The organism is Streptomyces sp. NBC_01276, assembly GCF_041435355.1.
Taxonomy (GTDB): Bacteria; Actinomycetota; Actinomycetes; order Streptomycetales; family Streptomycetaceae; genus Streptomyces.
Window position 1 is genome coordinate 143,448 of sequence record NZ_CP108442.1, and the last position, 23,555, is coordinate 167,002.

Here is a 23,555-nt window from a genome sequence, read left to right on the forward strand (position 1 = left end):
CGTGGCGGGTCGCCGCCAACTCCGCGGTTCAGGAGATTCCGAATTCCTTGCCGATGAAGTCGAACATCTCGTCGTCCGTGGCGGCGTGGAGTCCGTCCGCCGCGTCCACGGGGCCGGTGGCGTCCGAGGTCCGCGACGCTTCCCGCGCGGCACCTCCTTCGGCCGTGCCCCCTTCGGCCGTGCCCCCTGCCGCCGTGCCGGTGGTCGCGGCCCACTGGTCGAGCAGGTCCCTCAGGCGCGAGGTGATGGCGTCGCCGCCTTCCCCGCCGGCCGCCGCCGTGTTCCGCAACGCCGTTTCGATCCGGTCGAGTTCGGCGAGCATCCCGGCGATGCCCGGGGCGGGCGGGGCCGCCTCGGTCTTGAGGTACTCGACGAGTTCGGCCGGGGTCGGGTAGTCGAAGACGAGCGTGGGAGGCAGCCGCAGCCCGGTGTCCTTGCCCAGCCGGTTGCGGAACTCGACCGCGGTCAAGGAGTCGAACCCGAGGTCCCGCAGGGCCTGACCGGGCCGGACCGCCCGGGGCGACGCGAGGTCGAGGACCGCGGCGACGTGCTCGCACACCAGGTCGAGCAGCACCTTGCGCTGTTCGGCCTCGGTGAGACCGGCCAGACGCGCCGACAGCTCCCGCTGTCCGGCCCCGGCAGCCCCGGCCTCCGTACCGGTCGGCGAGGCTCCGTACCCGTCCGGGCCCGCGGCCGTCCGCCGGGACGGAACCCGGACGAGCGAGGTGAGCAGGGCCGGCAGTGTGCCGGCCGCGGCCTGACCGCGCAGTTCCGCCTGGTTCAGCCGTACGGGCACCACCGTGCTCTGGGTCTGGGCCGTCGCGGCGTCGAAGAGGCCGAGGGCCTCGTCGGTGGCCAGGGGCAGCACCCCGCTGCGGGCCATCCGGCCGCGGTCCGCGTCGCTCAGCGCGCCGGTGATCCCGCTGCTCTCCGCCCACAGCCCCCAGGCCAGCGATACGGCGGGCAGGCCCGCCGCACGGCGCTGCTGGGCGAGGGCGTCCAGGAAGGAGTTGGCGGCGGCGTAGTTGCCCTGGCCCGCCGCGCCGAAGACCCCGGCGGCGGAGGAGAAGAGGACGAACGCGGACAGTTCCATGTCCCGGGTGAGTTCGTCCAGGTGCAGGGCCGCGTCGACCTTGGGCCGGAACACCCGGTCGATCCGCTCCGCGGTCAGGCCGGTGACGATGCCGTCGTCGGTCACTCCGGCCACGTGCACCACCCCGGTCAGGGGGTGTTCGGCGGGTACCTCCGCCAGCAGCCGCGACAGCGCGTCGCGGTCGGCGACGTCGCAGGCGGCCACGGTGACCCGGGCCCCCCGTTCGGCGAGTTCCGCCTCCAGTTCGGCCATGCCCGCCGCCCGGGCGCCGCTCCGGCTGACGAGCAGCAGGTCGCGCACGCCGTGGCCGGTGACCAGGTGCCGTGCGACGTGGCGCCCCAGCAGGCCCGAGGCGCCGGTGACCAGCACCGTGCCGGCGGCGGTGAACGCCGGGGTCGGTCCGCCGAGGGAGGCCGGGGTCTCGGCCCGTGCCAGCCGTGGCACGAGTACCGACCCGCCGCGTACGGCGAACTGTTCCTCGCCCGAGGCCAGCAGTGCGGGCAGCGCCCGTACGGAGGCGGCGTCGCGGTCCAGGTCGACCAGGACGAACCGGCCGGGGTTCTCCGACTGCGCCGAGCGCACCAGGCCCCAGATCGCGGCCTGCGCCGGGTCGACCTCCTTGTCCCGGTCCTCCTGGTCCCGGTCCTTGGCGACGACGGCGTTGCCGGTGAGGACGACCAGCCGGGTCCCGGCGTTCCGGTCGTCGGACAGCCACTGCTGGAGGAGTTCCAGTGTCCGGTGCACGGTCTCCTGGGCGTGCGCCACCGGGTGGTCGCCGTCCGGGTGCACGTCGACGGCCGCGAGCACGACTCCCGGCAGCGCCGCCGCGCCGTCCGGACCGGGGCGGTACGAGACGTTCATGCCGGAGTCCTCCAGCGCGGCGCGCAGACCGTCGTCGCCGCCGATGAGGGTCCACTGCTCGCCCGGTTCGCTCACGGGGTCCTCCGGGGTACGGGGAAGGGGGGTCCAGTCGACGCGGTAGAGGGAGTCGTGCGGTCCGTGCTCGCGGCCGGCCCGGTCGAGTTGCTCCGCCGAGACGGGGCGCAGCACCAGGGAGTCGACCGAGGCCACGGGCCGGCCCGCCGCGTCGGTCGCCAGCAGGGCCACCGCGTCCGCTCCGGCCGGAGTGATCCTGACCCGCAGGGCCGTGGCGCCGGTGGCGTGCACCGTCACCCCGCTCCAGGCGAACGGGATCCGTCCGTGTCCGGCGTCGGGCAGCAGGCCGCCGAGGCCGATCGCGTGGAGGGCCGAGTCGAGCAGCGCCGGGTGGATCCCGAAGCCGCCCGTTTCCGTGCCGTCGGGCAGCCGTACTTCGGCGAACACCTCGTCGCCGCGCCGCCACAGGGCGTGCAGGCCCTGGAACGCCGGTCCGTAGCCGAAGCCGAGGCCGGCCAGCCGCTCGTACGCTCCGCCGGTGTCCAGGCGGTCGGCCCCGGGGGCGGGCCATACCGCGAGGTCCTGCGGCTGCCCTTCCGGGGCCTGTGGCCTCGCGTCCACGGACACGACACCGGTGGCGTGGCAGGTCCACGGCTCGGCGGCGTCGGCGCTCTCGGGACGCGAGTAGACGTTGACGGTGCGGTGCCCGGTCGCGTCCGGGCCGCCGACGACGGCCTGGAGGCGTACGGCGGCTCGCTCGCGCAGGACGAGCGGGGCGCCGAGGGTCAGCTCGTCCACGCGGTCGCAACCCACCTCTTCGGCGGCGCGCAGTGCGAGGTCGACCAGGGCGGTGCCCGGCAGCAGGATCGTGTCCATGACCGTGTGATCGCTGAGCCACGGGTGCGTGGCCGTCGACAGCCGCCCCGTCAGCAGGGCGCCCTCCCCGTCCGCGAGGGCGACGGCGGCGCCCAGCAGGGGGTGCTCGGCCGCCACGAGCCCCGCGGAGGCCACGTCGCCGGAGGGGGAACCCGGGGTGAGCCAGTAGCGGCGGCGGTGGAAGGCGTAGGTGGGGAGGTCTACGGGCCGGGTGTCCTGTCCGGCGAAGACGGCGGTCCAGTCGACGGGTACGCCGTGGACGTGGAGGTGGGCGAGGGCGGTGGTGACGGCCAGGTCCTCGGCGCGGTCGGCCCGCAGGAGGGGGACGGTCACCGCGTGCTCGTCCAGGGAGTCCTGGGCCATGGCCGTCAGGACACCGCCCGGGCCGATCTCCAGGAAGGTGCCAGCCCCTTCCGCCGCGAGGGAGGTGACCGCGTCCGCGAAGCGGACCGCCTCGCGGACGTGGCGCACCCAGTAGTCGACGGAGCAGAACTCCTCCCCTGTCACCGGACGGCCGGTGAGCGTCGACACGACGGGGAGCACCGGGGTGCCGAAAACGACCCCCTCCACCGCCGTGCGGAACTCGTCGAGCATCGGGTCCATCAGCGGCGAGTGGAAGGCGTGGGAGACGGTCAGCGCCTTCGTCTTGCGGCCGTCGGCCGACAGCCGGTCCACGACCGCCGCCACCGCGTCCTGCGCGCCCGAAACCACCACGGACGAGGGGCCGTTGACGGCGGCGATGTCCGCGTGGCCTGCCTGTCCGGAGAGGAGGTTGCGCACCTCGTCCTCCGAGGCCTGCACCGCGACCATCACCCCGCCGGCCGGGAGGGCCTGCATCAGCCGGCCGCGCGCAGCCACCAGGACCGCCGCGTCTTCGAGCGAGAACACACCCGCCACATGGGCGGCGGCGAACTCACCCACCGAATGCCCGGCCAGGAGGTCCGGCCGGACACCCCAGGACTCCACGAGCCGGAACAGCGCCACCTCGACCGCGAACAACGCCGGCTGCGCATAACCGGTCCGGTCCAACAACTCCGCGTCCTCGCCGAACACCACGTCCGCCAGGGGGCGTTCGAGATGCCCGTCCAAGGCCGCGCACACCGCGTCGAAGGCCTCCGCGAACACCGGGAAGGCCGCGTACAGATCACGCCCCATCCCCAGCCGCTGACTCCCCTGCCCCGAGAACAGGAACGCCGTCCGGCTGCCGCCGGCGGCCGTCCCGGACTCCCCTCCGCCCTGTACGACCCCGGCTGCCGGTCGACCGCTGGCGAGGGCCCTCAGGCCCTCCAGCAGCTCCGCGCGCCGGGTGCCGACGACCACCGCGCGCAGTTCCATCGCCGTACGCGACGTGGCGAGCGACCGGCCGACCTCGGCGACGCCCAGGGCGGGGTGTGCGTCGAGGTGGGAAACGAGGCGCTGGGCCTGGGCGCGCAGGGACACCTCGTCCTTGGCGGAGAGCATCCACGGGACGGCGCCGGGCGCCGTTGCGTCCTCGGCGTCCTCAGTCTGCTCCGTGCTCGGCACGTGTTCCAGTACGACGTGTGCGTTGGTGCCGCTGACGCCGAAGGAGGAGACGGCGGACCGCCGGGGGCGTCCGTGCTCGGCCCATTCCACCGGTTCGGTGAGGAGTTTGACCGCGCCGGCCGACCAGTCGACGTGCGGCGAGGGCTCGTCGGCGTGCAGGGTCCGGGGCAGGACGCCGTGCCGCATCGCCTCGACCATCTTGATCACACCCGCCACGCCGGCGGCGGCCTGGGTGTGACCGATGTTCGACTTCAGCGAGCCCAGCCACAGGGGCCGCCCCTCGGGCCGGTCCTGACCGTAGGTGGCGAGGAGGGCCTGGGCTTCGATCGGGTCACCGAGCGTGGTGCCCGTGCCGTGCGCCTCCACCGCGTCCACATCGGAGGCCGACAGGCCGGCCTGCGCCAGCGCCTGACGGATGACCCGCTGCTGCGCCGGCCCGTTCGGGGCGGTCAGCCCGTTCGACGCGCCGTCCTGGTTCACCGCGCTGCCCCGGACCACCGCCAGCACCCGGTGGCCATTGCGGCGGGCGTCCGAGAGACGTTCCACCAGCAGCATGCCGACGCCCTCGGCCCAGCCCGTACCGTCGGCCGCGGCCGAGAAGGCCTTGCAACGGCCGTCGGCGGCCAGCCCGCGCTGACGGCTGAACTCCACGAAGGTGTTGGGGGTCGCCATGACGGTCACACCGCCGACCAGGGCCATCGAGCACTCGCCCTGGCGCAGCGACTGCGCCGCCAGGTGCAGGGCGACCAGGGAAGAGGAGCACGCGGTGTCCACCGTCACCGCCGGCCCCTCCAGACCGAAGGTGTAGGAGAGCCGGCCCGAGGCCACGCTGCCGGACGTACCCATGCCCAAGTGCCCTTCGAGGCCCTCGGGTACGGCTCCGCCCGACTGTGAGCCGTAGTCGTGGTACATGACGCCCGCGAAGACCCCGGTACGCGAACCCCGCAGCGACGCCGGGTCGATACCGGCCCGCTCGAACACCTCCCACGAGGTCTCCAGCAACAACCGCTGCTGCGGATCCATCGCGAGCGCCTCACGCGGCGAGATCCCGAAGAACCCGGCATCGAACTCCGCCGCGTCATACAGGAACCCACCCTCACGCGCATAACTCGTCCCCGCATGATCCGGATCCGGGTGGTACAACGCCTCCAGCGCCCACCCACGATCAACAGGGAAACCACCCACCGCGTCACCCCCCTCCACGACCAGCCGCCACAGATCCTCCGGAGACCGCACCCCACCCGGATAACGGCAGCTCATCCCCACGATCGCGATCGGCTCATCAGCGGAAACGACCGGTGCCGGAGCGTGTTCCGGGGCTCCGGGCCGCGTGCCGACGAGTTCGGTGAGCAGGTGGCGGGTGAGCGCCTCGGGCGTGGGGTGGTCGAAGACGAGGGTCGCGGGCAGCCGCAGGCCGGTGGCCGTGTTGAGGGAGTTGCGGAGTTCGACGGCGGTGAGCGAGTCGAAACCGAGGTCCCTGAACTGCCGGTCCACCGCGACCGACCGGACGGATGCGTGGCCGAGCACCGCGGCCGCCTGGGTCCGGACGATGCCGAGGACGACGTCGTACCGCTCGGCGGGCGGCAGGGCCGCGATGCGGTCGGCCGGTGAGGAACCCGTCGCGTTCTGCCGCGCGTCGTGCAGCGTACGCCGTACGGAGCCCCGTACGAGCTGCCGGAACAGCGGGGGCAGGGCGCCGGCGCGGGCCTGTGCCCGGAGCGCGGTGGTGTCCAGGCGGACGGGGACCACCGTGGCGAGGGCGGAGCGGCAGGCGGCGTCGAACAGCGCGAGGCCCTCCTGTGCCTCCAGCGCGATCAGCCCCGACCGGCTGATCCTGCGCCGGTCCGCGGCGGCCAGGTCGGCCGTGAGCGCGCTGGTCTCCGCCCACAGGCCCCAGGCGATCGACACGGCGGGCAGCCCGGCGGCCTGACGGGCTTCGGCCAGGGCGTCGAGGTAGGAGTTCGCGGCGGCGTAGTTGGCCTGTCCCGCGCTGCCGAGGGTGCCCGCGGCGGAGGAGAAGAGGACGAAGGCGGTGAGGTCGGCGTCGCGGGTCAGCTCGTGCAGGTTGAGGGCGGCATCGGCCTTGGGGCGGAAGACGCGGTCGACGCGCTCGGGGGTGAGCGCGGGGACGATCCCGTCATCGGTGACGCCCGCAGCGTGGACCACTCCGGTCAGCGGCCGGTCGGCCGGTACCGACGCCAGCAGCTCGGCCAGCGCCGTGCGGTCCGCCACGTCGCAGCGGACGGTCCGTGCCTCGGCGCCCAGCGTCGCCAGCTCCTCGGCGAACTCCGCCGCGCCCTCGGCGTCCGGGCCCCGCCGGCTCGCCAGCAGCAGGTGCCGCACCCCGTACTCGGTGACCAGGTGGCGTGCGACGAGGCGCCCCAGCGCACCGGAGGCTCCGGTCACCAGGACCGTTCCGCCGGCCGAGAAGGCGGGACGGCGACCCGTGCCGTCGGCATCGGCATCGGCATCGGCATCGGCGGGAGGTTCGGTGGACGTGGCGTCGACCCGGGTCAGCCGCGGAGCGAGCAGCGCGCCGTCCCGGACCGCCACCTGAGGCTCGCCCGAGGCCACCGCGGCGACGAGCGGGGCGGTGGCGAGGGCGTCCGTGTCGGTGTCGGTGTCGCCCGTGACGTCCACCAGCACGAACCGGCCGGGGTTCTCCGACTGCGCCGAGCGCACCAGTCCCCATACCGAGGCCTGCGCCGCGTCCACGCCGGCGGCTTCGGTGCCGGTGTTCACCGCCCCTCGCGTCACGATGACCAGGCGCGATGCGGCGAAGCGGGGTTCCGCCAGCCACTCCTGGAGCAGGGCCAGCACCCGCTGCGCGGTTGCGGCGGCCGATGTGTCCGCACTGCCGTCGGTGTCGCCCGGGACCACGACGGCCACCGCCTGCGGCGTCGGGGCCTGCGCCCCGTCCGGAGCCGGCAGGCTCGCGCGCACCACCACGTCCACGGGCTCCGCACCCGGGGCCGGATCGCAGCGCTCCCAGTCCACCCGGAAGAGTGAATCCCGGAGCGTCGAAGCCCCCTGCCCACCACTCGCTTCGGCGAGTTGCCCGGGTGTCACCGCCCGCAGCGTCAGTGAGTCGACCGATGCCACGGGCCGGCCCAGACCGTCGGTGACCTCCAGGCAGACCGAGTCCGCCGCGGAGCCGGCACGGGTCAGACGGACCCGCAGCGTCTCGGCGCCGGTTCCGTGCACGCTCACACCGCTCCAGGCGAACGGCAACCGTCCGTCGTGCCCGGCCGCGGGGAAGTCGCCCACGATCATGGCGTGCAGCGCGGCGTCGAGGAGGGCGGGATGCACGGCGAACCCGTCGACGGAGGTGTCGTCGGGCAGCCCGACCTCGGCGAAGAGCTCGTCCTCCCCCCGCCGCCACACCGCGCGCAGGCCCTGGAACACGGGCCCGTACGCGAAGCCGGCGTCGGCCAGCCGCCCGTAGCAGTCGTGGATGTCGACGGCGGTGGTGTCGGCCGGCGGCCATGCCCCGGCCGTCCCCGGCGTGCCCGGGACGTCGGGCGCGTACGTCGCGCCGGTGTCGGGGACGAGGAAGCCCGTGGCGTGACGGGTCCAGGGCAGCTCCGCGGCGGCCCCGTCGATCGCATCGGCACGCGAGTAGATCCGCACCGTACGCCGGTCCGCCTCGTCGGCGGCTCCGACCACCACCCGTACCTGGACCGCACCGTGGTCCGGGAGCACCAGGGGCGCCGCCAGGGTGAGTTCGTCGACGCGACCGCAGTCGAGCTCGTCGCCGGCCCGTACGGCCATCTCCAGGAAGGCGGTTCCGGGCAGCAGCGTCACACCGGAGACCGCGTGGTCCGCCAGCCAGGGGTGCGTGGCCAGCGACAGCCGACCGGTCAGCAGCGAGCCGGCGCCGTCCGGCAGCAGGGCCGCCGCGCCGAACAGGGCGTGTCCGGCGGCGGTCAGGCCGGCCGCGGCGACATCGCCGGGGGCGGTGGGCGCGTCGAGCCAGAAGTGCTCGTACTGGAAGGCGTAGGTGGGCAGTTCGACACTGCGGGTGCTTCGCCCGGCGTAGACGGCCGTCCAATCGACGGGTACGCCGTGGACGTGGAGGTGGGCGAGGGCGGTGGTGACGGCCAGGTCCTCGGCGCGGTCGGCCCGCAGGAGCGGAACCGTGACCGCTTGCTCGTCGAGGGAATCCTGGGCCATGGCCGTCAGGACACCGCCCGGACCGACCTCCAGGAAGGTACGGACGCCCAGGCCGGCGAGGCAGGTCACCGCGTCGGCGAAGCGGACGGCCTCGCGGACGTGGCGCACCCAGTAGTCGGTCGAGGAGAGCTCTTCCGCCGTGGCCGGAGCGCCGGTGAGGGTGGAGACGAGCGGCAGGCGCGGCGCTCCGAAGGAAACACCGTCCACGACGGCCCGGAACTCGGCGAGCATCGGGTCCATCAGCGGGGAGTGGAAGGCGTGGGACACGGAGAGCGCCTTGGACTTGCGGCCGTCGGCCGCGAGACGGTCCACGACCGCCGCCACCGCGTCCCGGTCACCCGAAACCACCACGGCGGAGGGGCCGTTGACCGCCGCGATGCCGGCACGGTCCTCGTACCCGGCCAGCAGGTCCCGTACCTCGGCCTCCGAGGCCTGTACCGCCACCATCGCTCCACCGTCGGGAAGCGCCTCCATGAGGCGCCCGCGCGCGGCCACCAGCGCCGCGGCGTCTTCGAGCGAGAGCACGCCCGCCACGTGGGCCGCCGCGAACTCGCCCACCGAATGGCCCGCCAGGAAGTCCGGACGGACGCCCCACGACTCCACGAGCCGGAACAGGGCCACTTCGACGGCGAAGAGCGCCGGCTGCGCCTGAGCCGTCCGGTGCAGGAGTTCGGGGTCCTCGCCGAACACCACGTCCTTGACCGGCTGTTCGAGGTGTGCGTCGAGTGCGGAGCAGGCGGCGTCGAAGGCCTCGGCGAAGGCCGGGAAGGCCGCGTACAGTTCGCGTCCGGCTCCGAGCCGCTGGCTCCCCTGCCCCGAGAACAGGAACGCGGTCCGGGGTCCGCCCGCGGGCGTGCCGGTCGACGTCTCGCCGCGCACGAGCGCGCCGGGCGCCGGGCGGCCCTCGGCGAGGGCACCCAGGGCGGCCATCAGCTCTTCGCGGCCGGTGCCGACGACCGCGGACCGGAGGTCCAGTGCTGCTCTGGAGGACGCAAGGGACAGGCCGATGTCGGCGGGGCCGAGGTCCGGGTGTTCGGTCAGGTGCGTCAGGAGGCGTCCGGCCTGCCGGCGCAGGGCCGCCGGGTCCTTGGCGGACAGCGGCCACGCGACCGCCGTGGCGGTGGTCGCCGTACCCTCAGCCGGCGAGGCCGCCGGCTCGCCGGTCGGCGGCTGCGGTTGCTCCGGCTGCTCGATGACCACGTGCGCGTTGGTGCCGCTGACGCCGAAGGAGGAGACGCCCGCCCGTCGCGGCCGTCCGTGCTCCGCCCATTCCACCGGTTCGGTGAGGAGTTTGACCGCGCCGGCCGACCAGTCGACGTGCGGCGAGGGCTCGTCGGCGTGCAGGGTCCGGGGCAGGACGCCGTGCCGCATCGCCTCGACCATCTTGATCACACCCGCCACGCCGGCGGCGGCCTGGGTGTGACCGATGTTCGACTTCAGCGAGCCCAGCCACAGGGGCCGCCCCTCGGGCCGGTCCTGACCGTAGGTGGCGAGGAGGGCCTGGGCTTCGATCGGGTCACCGAGCGTGGTGCCCGTGCCGTGCGCCTCCACCGCGTCCACATCGGAGGCCGACAGGCCGGCCTGCGCCAGCGCCTGACGGATGACCCGCTGCTGCGCCGGCCCGTTCGGGGCGGTCAGGCCGTTGGACGCGCCGTCCTGGTTCACCGCGCTGCCCCGGACCACCGCCAGCACCCGGTGGCCATTGCGGCGGGCGTCCGAGAGACGTTCCACCAGCAGCATGCCGACGCCCTCGGCCCAGCCCGTACCGTCGGCCGCGGCCGAGAAGGCCTTGCAACGGCCGTCGGCGGCCAGCCCGCGCTGACGGCTGAACTCCACGAAGACGTTCGGGGTCGCCATGACCGTCACACCGCCCACCAGGGCCATCGAGCACTCGCCCTGGCGCAGCGACTGCGCCGCCAGGTGCAGGGCGACCAGGGAAGAGGAGCACGCGGTGTCCACCGTCACCGCCGGCCCCTCCAGACCGAAGGTGTAAGCCACCCGGCCCGAGGCGATGCTGCCCGCGCTCCCGTTGACCAGGTATCCCTCGAATCCGTCGGGTACGACGGACAGGCGCGATCCGTAGTCGTGGTACATGACGCCCGCGAAGACCCCGGTACGCGAACCCCGCAGCGACGCCGGGTCGATACCGGCCCGCTCGAACACCTCCCACGAGGTCTCCAGCAACAACCGCTGCTGCGGATCCATCGCGAGCGCCTCACGCGGCGAGATCCCGAAGAACCCGGCATCGAACTCCGCCGCGTCATACAGGAACCCACCCTCACGCGCATAACTCGTCCCCGCATGATCCGGATCCGGGTGGTACAACGCCTCCAGCGCCCACCCACGATCGACCGGGAAACCACCCACCGCGTCACCCCCCTCCACGACCAGCCGCCACAGATCCTCCGGAGACCGCACCCCACCCGGATAACGGCAGCTCATCCCCACGATCGCGATCGGCTCATCAGCCTCGACGGAGGAGCCGCCGCCCGGCCGGCCCGGGGCGGCCGCCGTACGGTCGCCGGCCGCACCGGCAGCACCGGCTTCGCCGCCGAGGATCTCGGCGCGCAGGAAGCGGGTGAGCGCCAGCGGTGTGGGGTGGTCGAAGACCAGGGTCGCGGGCAGTCGGGTGCCGGTGACGGCGCCCAGGAGGTTGCGCAGTTCGACTGCGGTGAGCGAGTCGAAGCCGAGGTCCCTGAACTGGCGCTCGGGTTCGATCCGCTCCGGTGAGGCGTGGCCGAGCACCGTGGCGATCTGGAGGCGTACCAGGTCACCGAGGACGCGGTCCTGCTCCGCCTCGGGAAGCCCGTACAGGCTCGCGGCCAGTGCGGTGGCCCGGTCGGCCGCCCCCGTGGCGGTGGTGTCGCCCGCGGCCTGGGCCTTGCGGACCGGGGCCTTGACGAGACCGCGCAGCAGGGCGGGCACCTTGTCGTCGGCGGCCTGGACCCGCAGCCCGGCGTGGTCCAGCGGGACCGGGAAGAGGACGTCGTCCCCGGCCGCGCAGGCGGCGTCGAACAGGGCCAGGCCCGTGGCCGAGTCCATGGCGACCAGGCCCATGCGCCGGATGCGCGCGAGGTCGGCCGAGTCCAGCCTGCCGGTCATCCCGCTGCCCTCGGCCCACAGCCCCCAGGCCATGGACACGGCGGGCAGGCCGGCCGCGCGGCGCAGCTGGGCCAGGGCGTCCAGGAAGGAGTTCGCGGCGGCGTAGTTGGCCTGTCCGGCGCCGCCGAGGGTCGCGGACACCGAGGAGAAGAGGACGAACGCGGACAGGTCCGTGTCGCGGGTGAGTTCGTGCAGGTTCAGTGCGGCGTCGACCTTCGGGCGGAGCACGTGGTCGACGCGCTCCGGGGTGAGCGCGGGGACGATCCCGTCGTCGGTGACGCCCGCCGCGTGCACCACTCCCGTCAGCGGGTGCTCCGCGGGGATCGTGGCGAGCAGTGCGGCGAGCGCCTCGCGGTCGGCGACGTCGCACGCGGCGGTGACGACGTGGGCGCCGAGTCCGGTCAGTTCGGCCTCGAAGGCCGCCGCTCCTTCGGCGGTGGGGCCCCGGCGTCCGGTGAGCAGCAGGTGCCGGACGCCGTGCCGGGTGACGAGGTGGCGGGCGACGAGACGGCCCAGCGTGCCGGTCGCCCCCGTGACGAGGACGGTCCCTCCGTCCGGGAACGTCCGGCCCGGGTCGGCCGCCGCGTCCCCCTCCTCCGCGGCGCCCTTCGCCCGCGTCAGGCGGGGCAGCAGAATCCTTCCGGCGCGCACCGCGAGCTGCGGCTCGCCCGTGCTCACGGCGGCCCGTACGGCAACGCGGCCGAGGTCCCCGTCCGGATCCAGGTCCGGGTCCAGGTCGAGCAGGACGAAGCGTCCCGGGTTCTCCGACTGCGCCGATCGGACCATGCCCCAGACGGCGGCCTGGGCCGGGTCGAGCGCTCCGCGCTCCCCCGCGTGCGTCGCGACGGCGTGCCGGGTGACCAGCACGAGCGGCGCCGGGTCGGCGGCGTCGTCGGCGAGCCGTCCCTGGATCAGGGCGAGTGCCCGGTGGCTCGTTGTCCGTACGCGGGCGGCCGTGTCCTCCGCCGGGGCGCCGCCTCCGGGGCCCGGACGGCCCGGCGTCGCCACGTCGTACTCGGGGACGGGTGCGTCCGCCGGCGTGTGGGCCGGGGTCCAGTCGAGCCGGTAGAGGGAGTCGTCGCGGGGCTCCGCGGCCAGCCGCAGCCGGTCGGCGGAGACCGGGCGCAGGACGAGTGCGCCGATCGTCGCGAGCGGGCGGCCCGAACCGTCGGCGACGAGGACCGACACCGCGTCCGTCCCGGCGGCGGCCAGCTTGATCCGTACCGCGGACGCGCCGGCGGCCCGCAGGTGCACCGCGCTCCAGGAGAACGGCAGCAGACCGTGGCCCGTCTCGGACCCGGACAGCAGACCGAGCCACGAGGCGTGGAGCCCCGCGTCGAGGAGGGCCGGGTGCAGCCCGTACGTGCTCGCGTCCGGCACCGACTGCTCCGGGAGGGAGGCGGCCGCGTACAGGGTGTCGCCCTGGCGCCAGGCCTCCTTCAGGCCTCGGAAGACCGGGCCGTAGCCGAAGCCGAGGCCGTCGAGCAGGTCGTACAGGTCGTCGGTGGCGACCGGTTCGGCGCCCTGCGGCGGCCACGCGGCGAGTTCGGACGAGGCGGGCGCCGGCGGCTCGGCGGAGAGGGTGCCGGCCGCGTGACGCGTCCAGTCACGCGCCCCGGGGGCGTCCTCCGGCCGGGAGTACAGCTCCAGTGCGCAGCGTCCGGAGGCGTCCCGTGTCCCGACTGTGAGGCGGAGCTGGACCCCGCCGTGCTCGGGCAGGACGAGCGGGGCCTCCAGGGTCAGCTCCTCGACCTGCTCGCAGCCGGCTTCCTGCCCGGCCCGCAGTGCCAGCTCCACGAAGGCCGTACCGGGGACGAGCACGACGCCGGAGACCGCGTGGTCCGCGATCCAGGGGTGCGTGGCGAGCGAGAGCCGGCCCGTCAGCACGATGGCGCCGTCCGGGAGCACGACGGTGGCACCCAGCATGGGGTGTTCGGTATCGGCGACACCGATCGCGGCGACGTCGGCGGTGGCGGGGACGTGGAGCCAGTAGTGCTCGCGCTGGAAGGCGTAGGTGGGGAGGTCTACGGGCCGGGCGCCGCGTCCGGCGAAGACGGCGGTCCAGTCGACGGGCGTGCCGTGGACGTGGAGGTGGGCGAGGGCGGTCGTGACGGCCGTCGCCTCGGCGCGGTCGGCGCGCAGGAGCGGGACGGTGACCGCGTGCCCGTCCAGGGAGTCCTGGACCATCGCGGTCAGGACACCGCCGGGTCCGACCTCCAGGAAGGTACGGACGCCCAGATCGGCGAGGGAGGTGACCGCGTCGCCGAAACGGACCGCCTCGCGGACGTGGCGCACCCAGTACTCGACGGAGCAGAACTCCTCTGCCGGCACCGGACGGCCGGTGAGGGTGGAGACGACCGGCACGCGCGGCGCTCCGAAGGAAACACCGTCCACGACGGTCCGGAACTCGGCGAGCATCGGGTCCATCAGCGGGGAGTGGAAGGCGTGCGAGACGGAGAGCGCCTTCGTCTTGCGCCCGTCGGCCGCGAGGCGTTCGACGACCGCCGCGACGGCGTCCTGTGCGCCCGAAACCACCACGGCGGAGGGGCCGTTGACCGCGGCGATTCCCGCACGGTCCTCGAACCCGGCCAGCAGGTCCCGTACCTCTTCCTCCGAGGCCTGCACCGCGACCATCACCCCGCCGGGCGGGAGCGCCTGCATCAGCCGGCCACGAGCGGCCACCAGAGCCGCCGCGTCCTCCAGCGAGAACACGCCCGCCACGTGCGCCGCCGCGAACTCGCCCACCGAGTGCCCGGCCAGGAAATCGGGCCGGACGCCCCAGGACTCCACCAGCCGGAACAACGCCACCTCGACCGCGAACAACGCCGGCTGCGCATAACCGGTCCGGTCCAACAACTCCGCGTCCTCGCCGAACACCACACCCGCCAGGGGACGTTCGAGGTGCTGGTCCACATGGGCACACACCGCGTCGAACGCGTCCGCGAACACCGGGAAGGCCTCGTACAGATCACGCCCCATCCCCGGCCGCTGACTCCCCTGCCCCGAGAACAGGAACGCCGTCCGGGCGCCCTCGTCGTCGCCTGCGGAGTCGGTGGCGCCGGTGATGACGTGGGACGAGGTCCCGGTGGAGAGTCCGTCGGCGAGGGCGGCCAGCCCGCGCAGCAGTTCGTCGCGGTCGGTGCCCACGACGGCGGCGCGCCGCTGGAGGGCCGACCGGCCCGTCGCGAGCGAAAGGCCGATGTCGGCGGGGCCGGCCTCCGGGTGGGCGGCCAGGTGGGCGCGCAGCCGGTCGGCCTGCACGCGCAGAGCGGTGGCGTCCTTCGCGGAGAGGAGCCAGGGCACGGCCGCCATCGGCGTGGCCGGGGCGGCTGCCGTGTCGGTGTCTTCGGGCTCCGGGGCCGCTTCGGGGGCCTGCTCGACGATGACGTGGGCGTTGGTGCCGCTCACGCCGAAGGCCGAGACGCCGCCCCGGCGGACGTGTTCGTGGTCATCGGGCCAGGTCGTAGGCTCGGTCAGGAGCTCGACCGAGCCCGCGGTCCAGTCGACGTGCGGGGTCGGCGCGTCCACGTGCAGGGTCGCGGGGAGTTGCCCGTGCTGGAGGGACAGCACCAGCTTCATGACGCCCGCGACACCGGCGGCGGCCTGGGTGTGGCCGATGTTCGACTTGAGCGAGCCCAGCAGCAGCGGTCGGCCGTCGGGCCGGTCCTGGCCGTACGTGGCCAGCAGTGCCTGGGCTTCGATCGGGTCGCCGAGCCGGGTGCCGGTGCCGTGCGCCTCCACCACGTCGACGTCGGTGGCCGACAGGCCCGCGTTGGCCAGTGCCTGCCGGATGACCCGCTGCTGCGCGGGTCCGTTCGGGGCGGTGAGCCCGTTGGACGCGCCGTCCTGGTTGATCGCGGAGCCCCGTACGACGGCCAGTACCCGGTGGCCGTTGCGGCGGGCGTCGGAGAGGCGTTCGAGGAGGAGCATGCCGGTGCCCTCGCCCCAGCCGGTGCCGTCGGCCGACGCGGCGAACGCCTTGCAGCGGCCGTCGGCTGCCAGGCCGCGCTGGCGGCTGAACTCGACGAAGATGCCGGGGTTGGACATGACGGTGACACCGCCGGCGAGGGCCAGTTCGCATTCGCCGAGGCGCAGCGACTGGACGGCCAGGTGGAGGGCGACCAGGGACGACGAGCAGGCCGTGTCGACGGTCAGCGCCGGGCCTTCGAGGCCGAAGGTGTAGGCGAGGCGGCCGGAGACGACACTGGCGGCCCGGCCGGTGAGCAGGTAGCCCTCGACGCCCTCGGGGGCCTTGCGCAGGCCGGAGGCGTAGTCCTGTCCGTTGGAGCCGATGAAGACTCCGGACCGGCTGCCCTTGAGGGTGGCGGGGTCGATGCCCGCGCGTTCGAAGGCTTCCCAGGTGACTTCGAGCAGCAGCCGCTGCTGGGGGTCCATGGCGAGGGCCTCGCGCGGGGAGATCCCGAAGAATCCGGCGTCGAAGTCGCCCGCGTCGTAGAGGAAGCCGCCTTCGCGGGCGTAGGTGGTTCCGGGGTTCTCGGGGTCGGGGTGGTAGAGGGTGTCGAGCGGCCAGCCGCGGTTCTCGGGGAATCCGGAGAGGACGTCCCTGCCCTCGGTGAGGATCTCCCACAGCCCTTCGGGGGAGGTGACTCCTCCCGGGAAGCGGCAGCTCATCGCGACGATGGCGATCGGCTCGTCGTCGGAGGGCGGGACGAGCGGTGCGCCGGGGTGGCCGTCGTCGTGTCCGGCGGCCCGCGGGCTTCCCGATATCCGGGCGTGGAGGTATCCGGCGAGTTCCGTCGGGTTGGGGTAGTCGAAGACGACGGTGGTGGGCAGGCGCATCCCGGTGGCGCCGGCGAGCCGGTTGCGCAGCTCGATCGCGGTGAGGGAGTCGAATCCGGTGTCGCGGAAGGCACGTCGGGGTGGTACGGCGTCGGCGCCGGCGTGACCGAGGACGGTGGCGGCCTGGGTGCGGACGAGTTCGACGACGGCCCGGAGCTGTTCGGTGTCGGACAGGCCGGTCAGCCGCTGGGCCAGGGCCGGGCCGCCGGGGGCGGCACCGGGGGTGGCGGGGGTCCCGGCGGCGTCGAGGACGCGCCGTGCCTCGGGGAGGCGGCGCAGCAGCGGGTAGTCGCCGCTGATCGCGAAGGCGGGGACGAAGCGGTCCCAGTCGATGTCGGCGAGGGTGACGGCCGTGTCGTCGTGTTCCATGGCCCGGCGCAGGGCGGCGATGCCGAGGTCGGCGGGCATGGGGAGGATGCCGCGCCGGGTGAGGTGTTGTTCGGCGAGGTCTCCCATCATGCGGCCACTGCCCCAGGAGCCCCAGGCGATGGCGGTGGCGGGGAGTCCCTGGGCGCGTCGCTGGTGGGCGAGGGCGTCCAGGAAGGCGTTGCCCGCGGCGTACCCGCCCTGGCCGCCGTTGCCGACGACGCCGGCGATGGAGGAGAAGAGGACGAAGAAGTCCAGGTCGAGGCCGGCCGTGAGGTCGTGCAGGTGGAGCGCGGCGTCGACCTTGGGGCGCAGGACGTGTTCGAGGCGCTCGGTGGTCATGGCGTCGAGGACGCCGTCGTCGAGGACGCCGGCGGCGTGGATGACGCCGGTGAGGGGGTGTTCGCCGGGCAGCGAGGCCAGGAGCCGGCCGAGGTCGTCGCGGTCGGTGACGTCGCAGGTGGCGATGGTGGTGCGGGTGCCGAGGGCGGTGAGTTCGTCGCGGAGTTCGGGGGCGCCGGGGGCGGCGGGGCCGCTGCGGCTGGTGAGGACGAGGTGGGCGGCTCCTGAGCGGGCGAGCCAGCGGGCGACGTGGGCGCCGAGGGTGCCGGTGCCGCCGGTGATCAGGATCGTGCCGTGCGGACGTGCCAGGACGTGGTCGGGTGTGGGGGCGGTCGTGTCCGTGTCCGCGCGGACGAGGCGGCGGGCGAGGGTGCCGGTGGCGCGGACGGCGATCTCGTCCTCGCCGTCGGGGTCGGCGAGGAGTCCGGTGAGGTGTTCGAGGGTGCGCTCGTCGAGGGTTTCGGGGAGGTCGACGAGGCCGCCCCAGCGCTGGGGGGACTCCGCGCCGACGACCCGGCCCAGGCCCCACAGCTGGGCCTGCTCGGGGTGGCGCGGCGGGTCGGCGGGTCCGGTGGTGACGGCGCCGGAGGTGGCGCACCAGAGGGGGGCGCCGATCCCGGTGTCGCCGAGGGCCTGGACGAGGGCGAGGGTGGCGGCGAGGGCGGGCAGCACCCGGGGGGCGGTCCCGGTGCCGGTGCCGGTGCCCGGGGCGGTCTCGGCTTCCTCGGCCGTCCCGGGGGTCCTCGCGGTCCCCGCGAGCAGGGAGAGCACGCCGCTGACGCCGTCGGGCTCCTGCCCGGCCTCGCCGAGGCGGTCGGTCAGCAGCCGGGCGACGGTCTCCCGGTCGCCGTCGGTGGCCGGGTCGAGGACGACCCGTTCGACGCGGGCGCCCCGGGCGGTGAGGGCGTCGTGGACGGCGGTGGCGTCGGCGCCGCCCTCCTGGGCGGCGGTGGTGACGAGCAGCCAGGTGCCGGTCAGCGGGGTCCGGTTGCCGCGCTGGGCCTGGGTGGCGGTGGGCGTCCAGGTGACGCGGTAGCGCCAGCTGTCGATGAGCGCGCTCTCGGTGGTGCGGCGCCGCCAGTGCGCGAGCCGGCCGACCATGCTGTCGAGGGAGGCGTCGGGGGCCAGGTCCAGCGAACTGGTCAGGGCCTGTACGTCGGCGTTCTCCACGGCTTCCCAGAAGCGGGCCTCCTCCTGGCCGTGGCCGGCGGCGGCGCCTGCGGGGGCGGCCGGGGCGGCGGCGTCGAGCCAGAAGCGGCGGCGCTGGAAGGGGTAGGTGGGCAGGTCCACGGTACGGGGGCGCAGTCCGGCGAAGGCGGCGGACCAGTCGGTGGGCACGCCGTGGACGTAAGCGTCCGCGAGCGAGGTCAGGAAGCGGACGGGGCCGCCGTCTCCGCGGCGCAGCGAGGGCACGACGTCGGCGGTGGCTCCGGCCGCCTCGGCGGTCTCCTGGAGACCGACGGCGAGCACGGGGTGCGGGCTGCACTCGACGAAGACGTCGTGGCCGTCCTCCATGAGGCGGCGGACGGCGGGCTCGAAGCGGACGGTGGTGCGGAGGTTGGTGTACCAGTAGTCGGCGCCGAGGTCCGCGCCGTCGACGACCTCGCCGGTGACGGTGGAGCAGAAGGGGATCCGCGGGGTCTGCGGGGTGATGCCGGCGAGTGCCGCGGCGAGTTCGGCCTCGATGATCTCCACGTGGGAGGAGTGCGAGGCGTAGTCGACGGGGACCCGCTTGGCCCGGACCCCGTCGGCGGTGCAGGCGGTGAGCAGTTCGTCGAGGGCGTCCGCGTCGCCGGAGACGACGATGGAGCGGGGTCCGTTGACGGCGGCGATGCCGAGCCTGTCGTCCCAGGCCTCCAGGCGCCGGGTGACGTCGGCGAGGGGTTCGGGTACGGACACCATGCCGCCGAGTCCGGCGAGGCGGCTCAGCAGGCGGCTGCGGAGGGCGACGACGCGCGCGGCGTCGTCGAGGCCGAGGGCGCCGGACACGGCGGCCGCGGCGATCTCGCCCTGGGAGTGGCCGATGACGGCCGCGGGTTCGACGCCGAAGGAGCGCCACAGTTCGGCGAGCGAGACCATGACGGCCCACAGCGCGGGCTGGACGACGTCGTCGGCGCTGTCCAGGGCGGGCGCGCCGGGTGCCCCGCGCAGTACGTCCTCCAGGGACCAGTCCACGTACGGGGCCAGGGCCTCGCCGCAGGCGCGCAGCCGCTCGCGGAAGACGGCCGAGCCGTCGAGGAGGTCGACGGCCATGCCGGCCCACTGGGAGCCCTGGCCGGGGAAGACGAACACGACGCGGCGGCCCTCGGCGGCGGTGCCCTGGACGGCGCGGGGTGTGGAGCCGCCCTCCGCCAGAGCCTTCAGTCCTTCGGTCAGTTCCGCTTCGGTGGTGCCGACGACGACTGCGCGGTGTGCGAACGCCGCGCGGGTGGTGGCGAGCGAGTGGCCCGTGTCGGCGGGGGCCGTGCCGGGGTGGGCCAGGGTGTGCGCGAGGAGGGCACGGGCCCGGGCGGCGAGCGCTTCGGGGGTGTGGGCCGACAGGGTCCACGGCACGGCGGTCGCGCCGCCGGCGGGCTCCGCGGCGGGCTCCACCGCAGACTCCGGGGCGGGGGCGCCGGCGGGGGCTTCCGCGGCGAGGGCGTCGGCGGGGCCGTCCGCATTGGGGGCGCCGGCGGTCTCGCGGGCGTCCGGGGCCTCCTCGATGATGGCGTGCGCGTTGGTGCCGCTGATCCCGAACGAGGACACGCCGGAGCGGCGCGGCCGGCCGGTCCCGGGCCAGTCGGCCGCCTCGCCGAGCAGCCGTACCCGGCCGCCGGCCCAGTCGATGTGGGGGGACGGCACCTCGGCGTGCAGGGTCTTGGGCAGGACGCCGTGCTGGAGGGCCAGGACCATTTTCAGCACGCCCGCGATGCCCGCAGCGGCCTGGGTGTGGCCGATGTTCGACTTCAGCGAGCCGAGCCACAGGGGCCGGTCCTCGGGCCGGTCCTGGCCGTACGTGGCCAGCAGCGCCTGCGCTTCGATCGGGTCGCCGAGGCGCGTTCCGGTGCCGTGCGCCTCCACCACGTCGACGTCGGTGGCCGACAGGCCCGCGTTGGCCAGCGCCTGCCGGATGACCCGCTGCTGCGCCGGACCGCTGGGCGCGGTGAGCCCGTTGGACGCGCCGTCCTGGTTGATCGCGGAGCCCCGTACGACGGCCAGCACCCGGTGACCGTTGCGGCGGGCGTCCGAGAGGCGCTCCAGCAGGACCATGCCGGTGCCCTCGGCGAGGCCGAACCCGTCGGCGTCGGCGGAGAAGGCCTTGGACCGCCCGTCCGGGGCCAGCGCGCGCTGCTTGCTGAACTCGATGAACGCGCCGGCCGACGGCAGGACGGTGACTCCGCCCGCCAGGGCCAGCGAGCACTCGCCGGTGCGCAGCGACTGGACGGCCAGGTGCAGCGCGACCAGCGAGGACGAGCAGGCGGTGTCCACCGTGACGGCGGGACCCTCGAACCCGAAGGTGTAGGCGAGGCGGCCCGAGGCGACGCTGGCGGTGTTGCCGGTCAGCAGGTAGCCGCTGACGTCCTCGGGCGCCTCGTACAGCCGGGGGCCGTAGTCCTGGGTCATGGCTCCGACGAAGGTGCCGGTGCGGGTGCCGCGCAGCGTGCCGGGGTCGATGCCGGCGCGTTCGAGGACCTCCCAGCCGGTCTCCAGGAGGAGCCGCTGCTGGGGGTCCATGGCGAGGGCCTCGCGCGGGGAGATCCCGAAGAACTCCGGATCGAAGTCGGCGGCCCCGTGGAGCAGCGCCGCCTCGCGCTGGTAGTAGCGGCCCGGCCGGCCGGGCTCCGGGTCGTAGAGGCCTTCGACGTCCCAGCCTCGGTCGGCGGGCAGGGCGGACACGGCGTCGCCGCCCTCGGTGAGCAGCTGCCAGAGGGCTTCGGGGGTGTCGATGCCGCCGGGCAGGCGGCAGCTCATGGCCACGATGGCGACGGGCTCGTCCCAGGCGGCCGTGGTGGTGTCGTCGGCGGCCTCGTCCCGGGTGCCGAGGGCGTCCGCGACGATGCGGCCGGTCAGCGAACGCGGGGTGGGGTGGTCGAAGACGACCGTGTGGGGCAGCGCGAGGCCGGTCGCCTCGTTCAGCCGGTTGCGCAGTTCGATGGCGGTGACGGAGTCCAGGCCCAGGTCCCGGAAGGCGTGTCCGGCGCCGACCGCCGCCGGGTCGGGCAGGCCGAGCAGTGCGGCGGTGACGGAGCGGACGAGTGCGCCGACGGTGCGCTCGCGTTCGGCCTCGGGCAGGGTGCGCAGCCGCTCGGACAGCGCGGGACCGCCCTCGGCGGCACCGGGCCGCCGGAAGGGGTAGGTCGGCAGCGGCAGCCGGCCGGCCGGGGCACCGGGGAACGCCTGCTCCCAGTCGATGTGCACACCCTGTACGTAGGCCTCCGCGAGGGCGGTACGGAACCGGCGCGGGCCGCCCTGGTCGCGGCGGAGGGTACTGACGGTGACGGGTTGCCGTCCGGCGGCGGAGGCCGTCTCCTGCATCGCCGCGGTGAGGGACGCGTGGGGGTTGACCTCGATGAGGGCCTGGTGGCCGTCGGCGAGCAGCGCGTGCGTGGTCTGTTCGAACCGTACCGGGCGGCGCAGGGCCTCGAACCAGTAATCGGCGTCCAGGGTGCGGCCGTCGACGATGCCGCCGGTGGAGGAGGAGTAGAACGGGGTGTGGGTGGCTCGGGGGGCGATGGCGGCGAGTTCGGCGGTCATCCGGTCGCGGAGGGCCTCGACGTGGGACGAGTGGGCGGCGGCTCCGACGGCGACGCGCCGGCAGCGGACGCCGTCCGCCTCCAGTGCCTGGCGCAGCTCGCGCACGGCGTCGGTGTCGCCGGAGACGACGACGGATTCGGGGCCGTTGTACGCGGCTACGTCGAGCCTGCCCTCCCAGGGCCGCAGGCGGTCGGCCATCCGCCGGCCCGGCAGGGTCACGGCGAGCATGTCTCCGCCGTGTGCGACGAGTTCGGCCAGGCCGTCGCCCCAGGAGGTGATGACCCGGGCGGCGTCCGGGAGGGTCAGCGCGCCGGACAGGTGGGCGGCCGCGATGTCCCCGATGCTGTGCCCCGCGAACGCCGCGGGTCGGGCTCCGTAGGCCAGCCAGGTCCGGGCGAGGGCGACCTGGACGGCGAAGGTGGCGGGCATGCTGACGTCGGGGGTGTCGAGGTCCGGGGCGCCGGGCCCGCCGCGCAGCACGTCGGTGAGCAGCCAGCCGGTGAACGGGGCCAGGGCCTCCTGGCACTCCAGGGCGGCGGCGCGGAACTGCGGTGAGGAGTCGAGGAGTTCGACGGCCATGCCCGGCCACTGGGAGCCGACGCCGGGGAAGACGAACGCGGTGGGACCGGTGGCGGCGGGGCCGGCGCTGCCGCGGACGACCTCGGCCGCGAAGCCGCCCCGGGCCAGGGTGGCCAGTGCGTCGAGGAGCTGTGCGGTGTTCTCGCCGAGGACGACGGCGCGGTGCGGGAAGCGGTGCCGGGTCACGGCGAGGGCGCGGCCCACGGCGGCGGGGTCGAGGCCGGGGTGGGCGGTGAGGTGGGCGTGCAGCCGCCCGGCCTGGGCGCGCAGCGCCTCGGGGCCGGCGGCGGAGAGGATCCAGGGCAGCGGCCGTTCGGCGGGGGCGGCCTCGGTGCCGGCCCGCCCGGTGTCTCCGCCGTGCGCCGCGAGGGCGGGGCCGGGGGCGGTGAGCCGTCCGTCGGCGGAGAGTACGGCGCGTACCCGGTCGCCGTCGGCGAGGGCCCGCGCGAGGGTCTTCAGCAGGACGGCCCCGTAGCCGCCGGAGGAGCCGCCCACGGCACCGGCGCCCTCCGGCCCGGTGGCCCCGGACCCGGCGGCGCCGGACTCCGTGTCCGCGGGTGCGGTGGCCCCGGACGGGGTGTCGGGGAGCAGGACGTCCGGCCCCGCCGCCAGGGCCAGGGCGCTCTCTCCCCGGCGGAGACTGTCGTGGGCCGCCCGCAGCGCGTCGGCGCCCGAGGGGACGCGCCGGACCTCCGGGTCGGCGCCGGGGGCGGTCCGCAGGACGGCGCGGACGGCGGCGGCCGCGTCGCCGTCCTGCGGGAGGGCGTCCGCGTCGGGCACGGCGAGGAAGGCGGCGGTACCCGGGGCGGGCTCCGCCGCCAGGACGACGCCGGCGTCCTCCAGCGCCTGCCACCACACCTCCGCCGCGGCGGGACCGTGGGGCAGTGCCCCGGTGAGGCGGGGGTCCAACGGGCCTCCGGTGGCATCCGCGAGGAATTCCGCGTCGAACGCCCGGCGGTCTCCGGTCCCGTCCGGCGGCCGGTGCGCCGATCCGATCACCACGATCACGTCGTGCGTGCTGGTCCCGGATTCGTCCGGCATCGAAACAGACTCGCGCATAATGTGCTCCATCGACCCGTTGAACTCATGC

Annotated in this window: 1 protein-coding gene; it reads right to left on the reverse strand. The window is 75.0% G+C overall.

Translation table 11 applies throughout. The annotated features are described in order from the left end of the window. Positions 1-28 precede the first annotated feature (28 nt). Positions 29-23,524: a type I polyketide synthase gene (locus OG295_RS00520; RefSeq protein ID WP_371674950.1), complete on the reverse strand. Its 23,496-nt coding sequence runs from the start codon at positions 23,522-23,524 to the stop codon at positions 29-31. Positions 23,525-23,555 lie beyond the last annotated feature (31 nt).

Excerpts from the sequence above, each read along its gene's own strand:
- OG295_RS00520 (WP_371674950.1), bottom strand. The coding sequence starts at position 23,524 with ATGCGCGAGTCTGTTTCGATGCCGGACGAATCCGGGACCAGCACGCAC.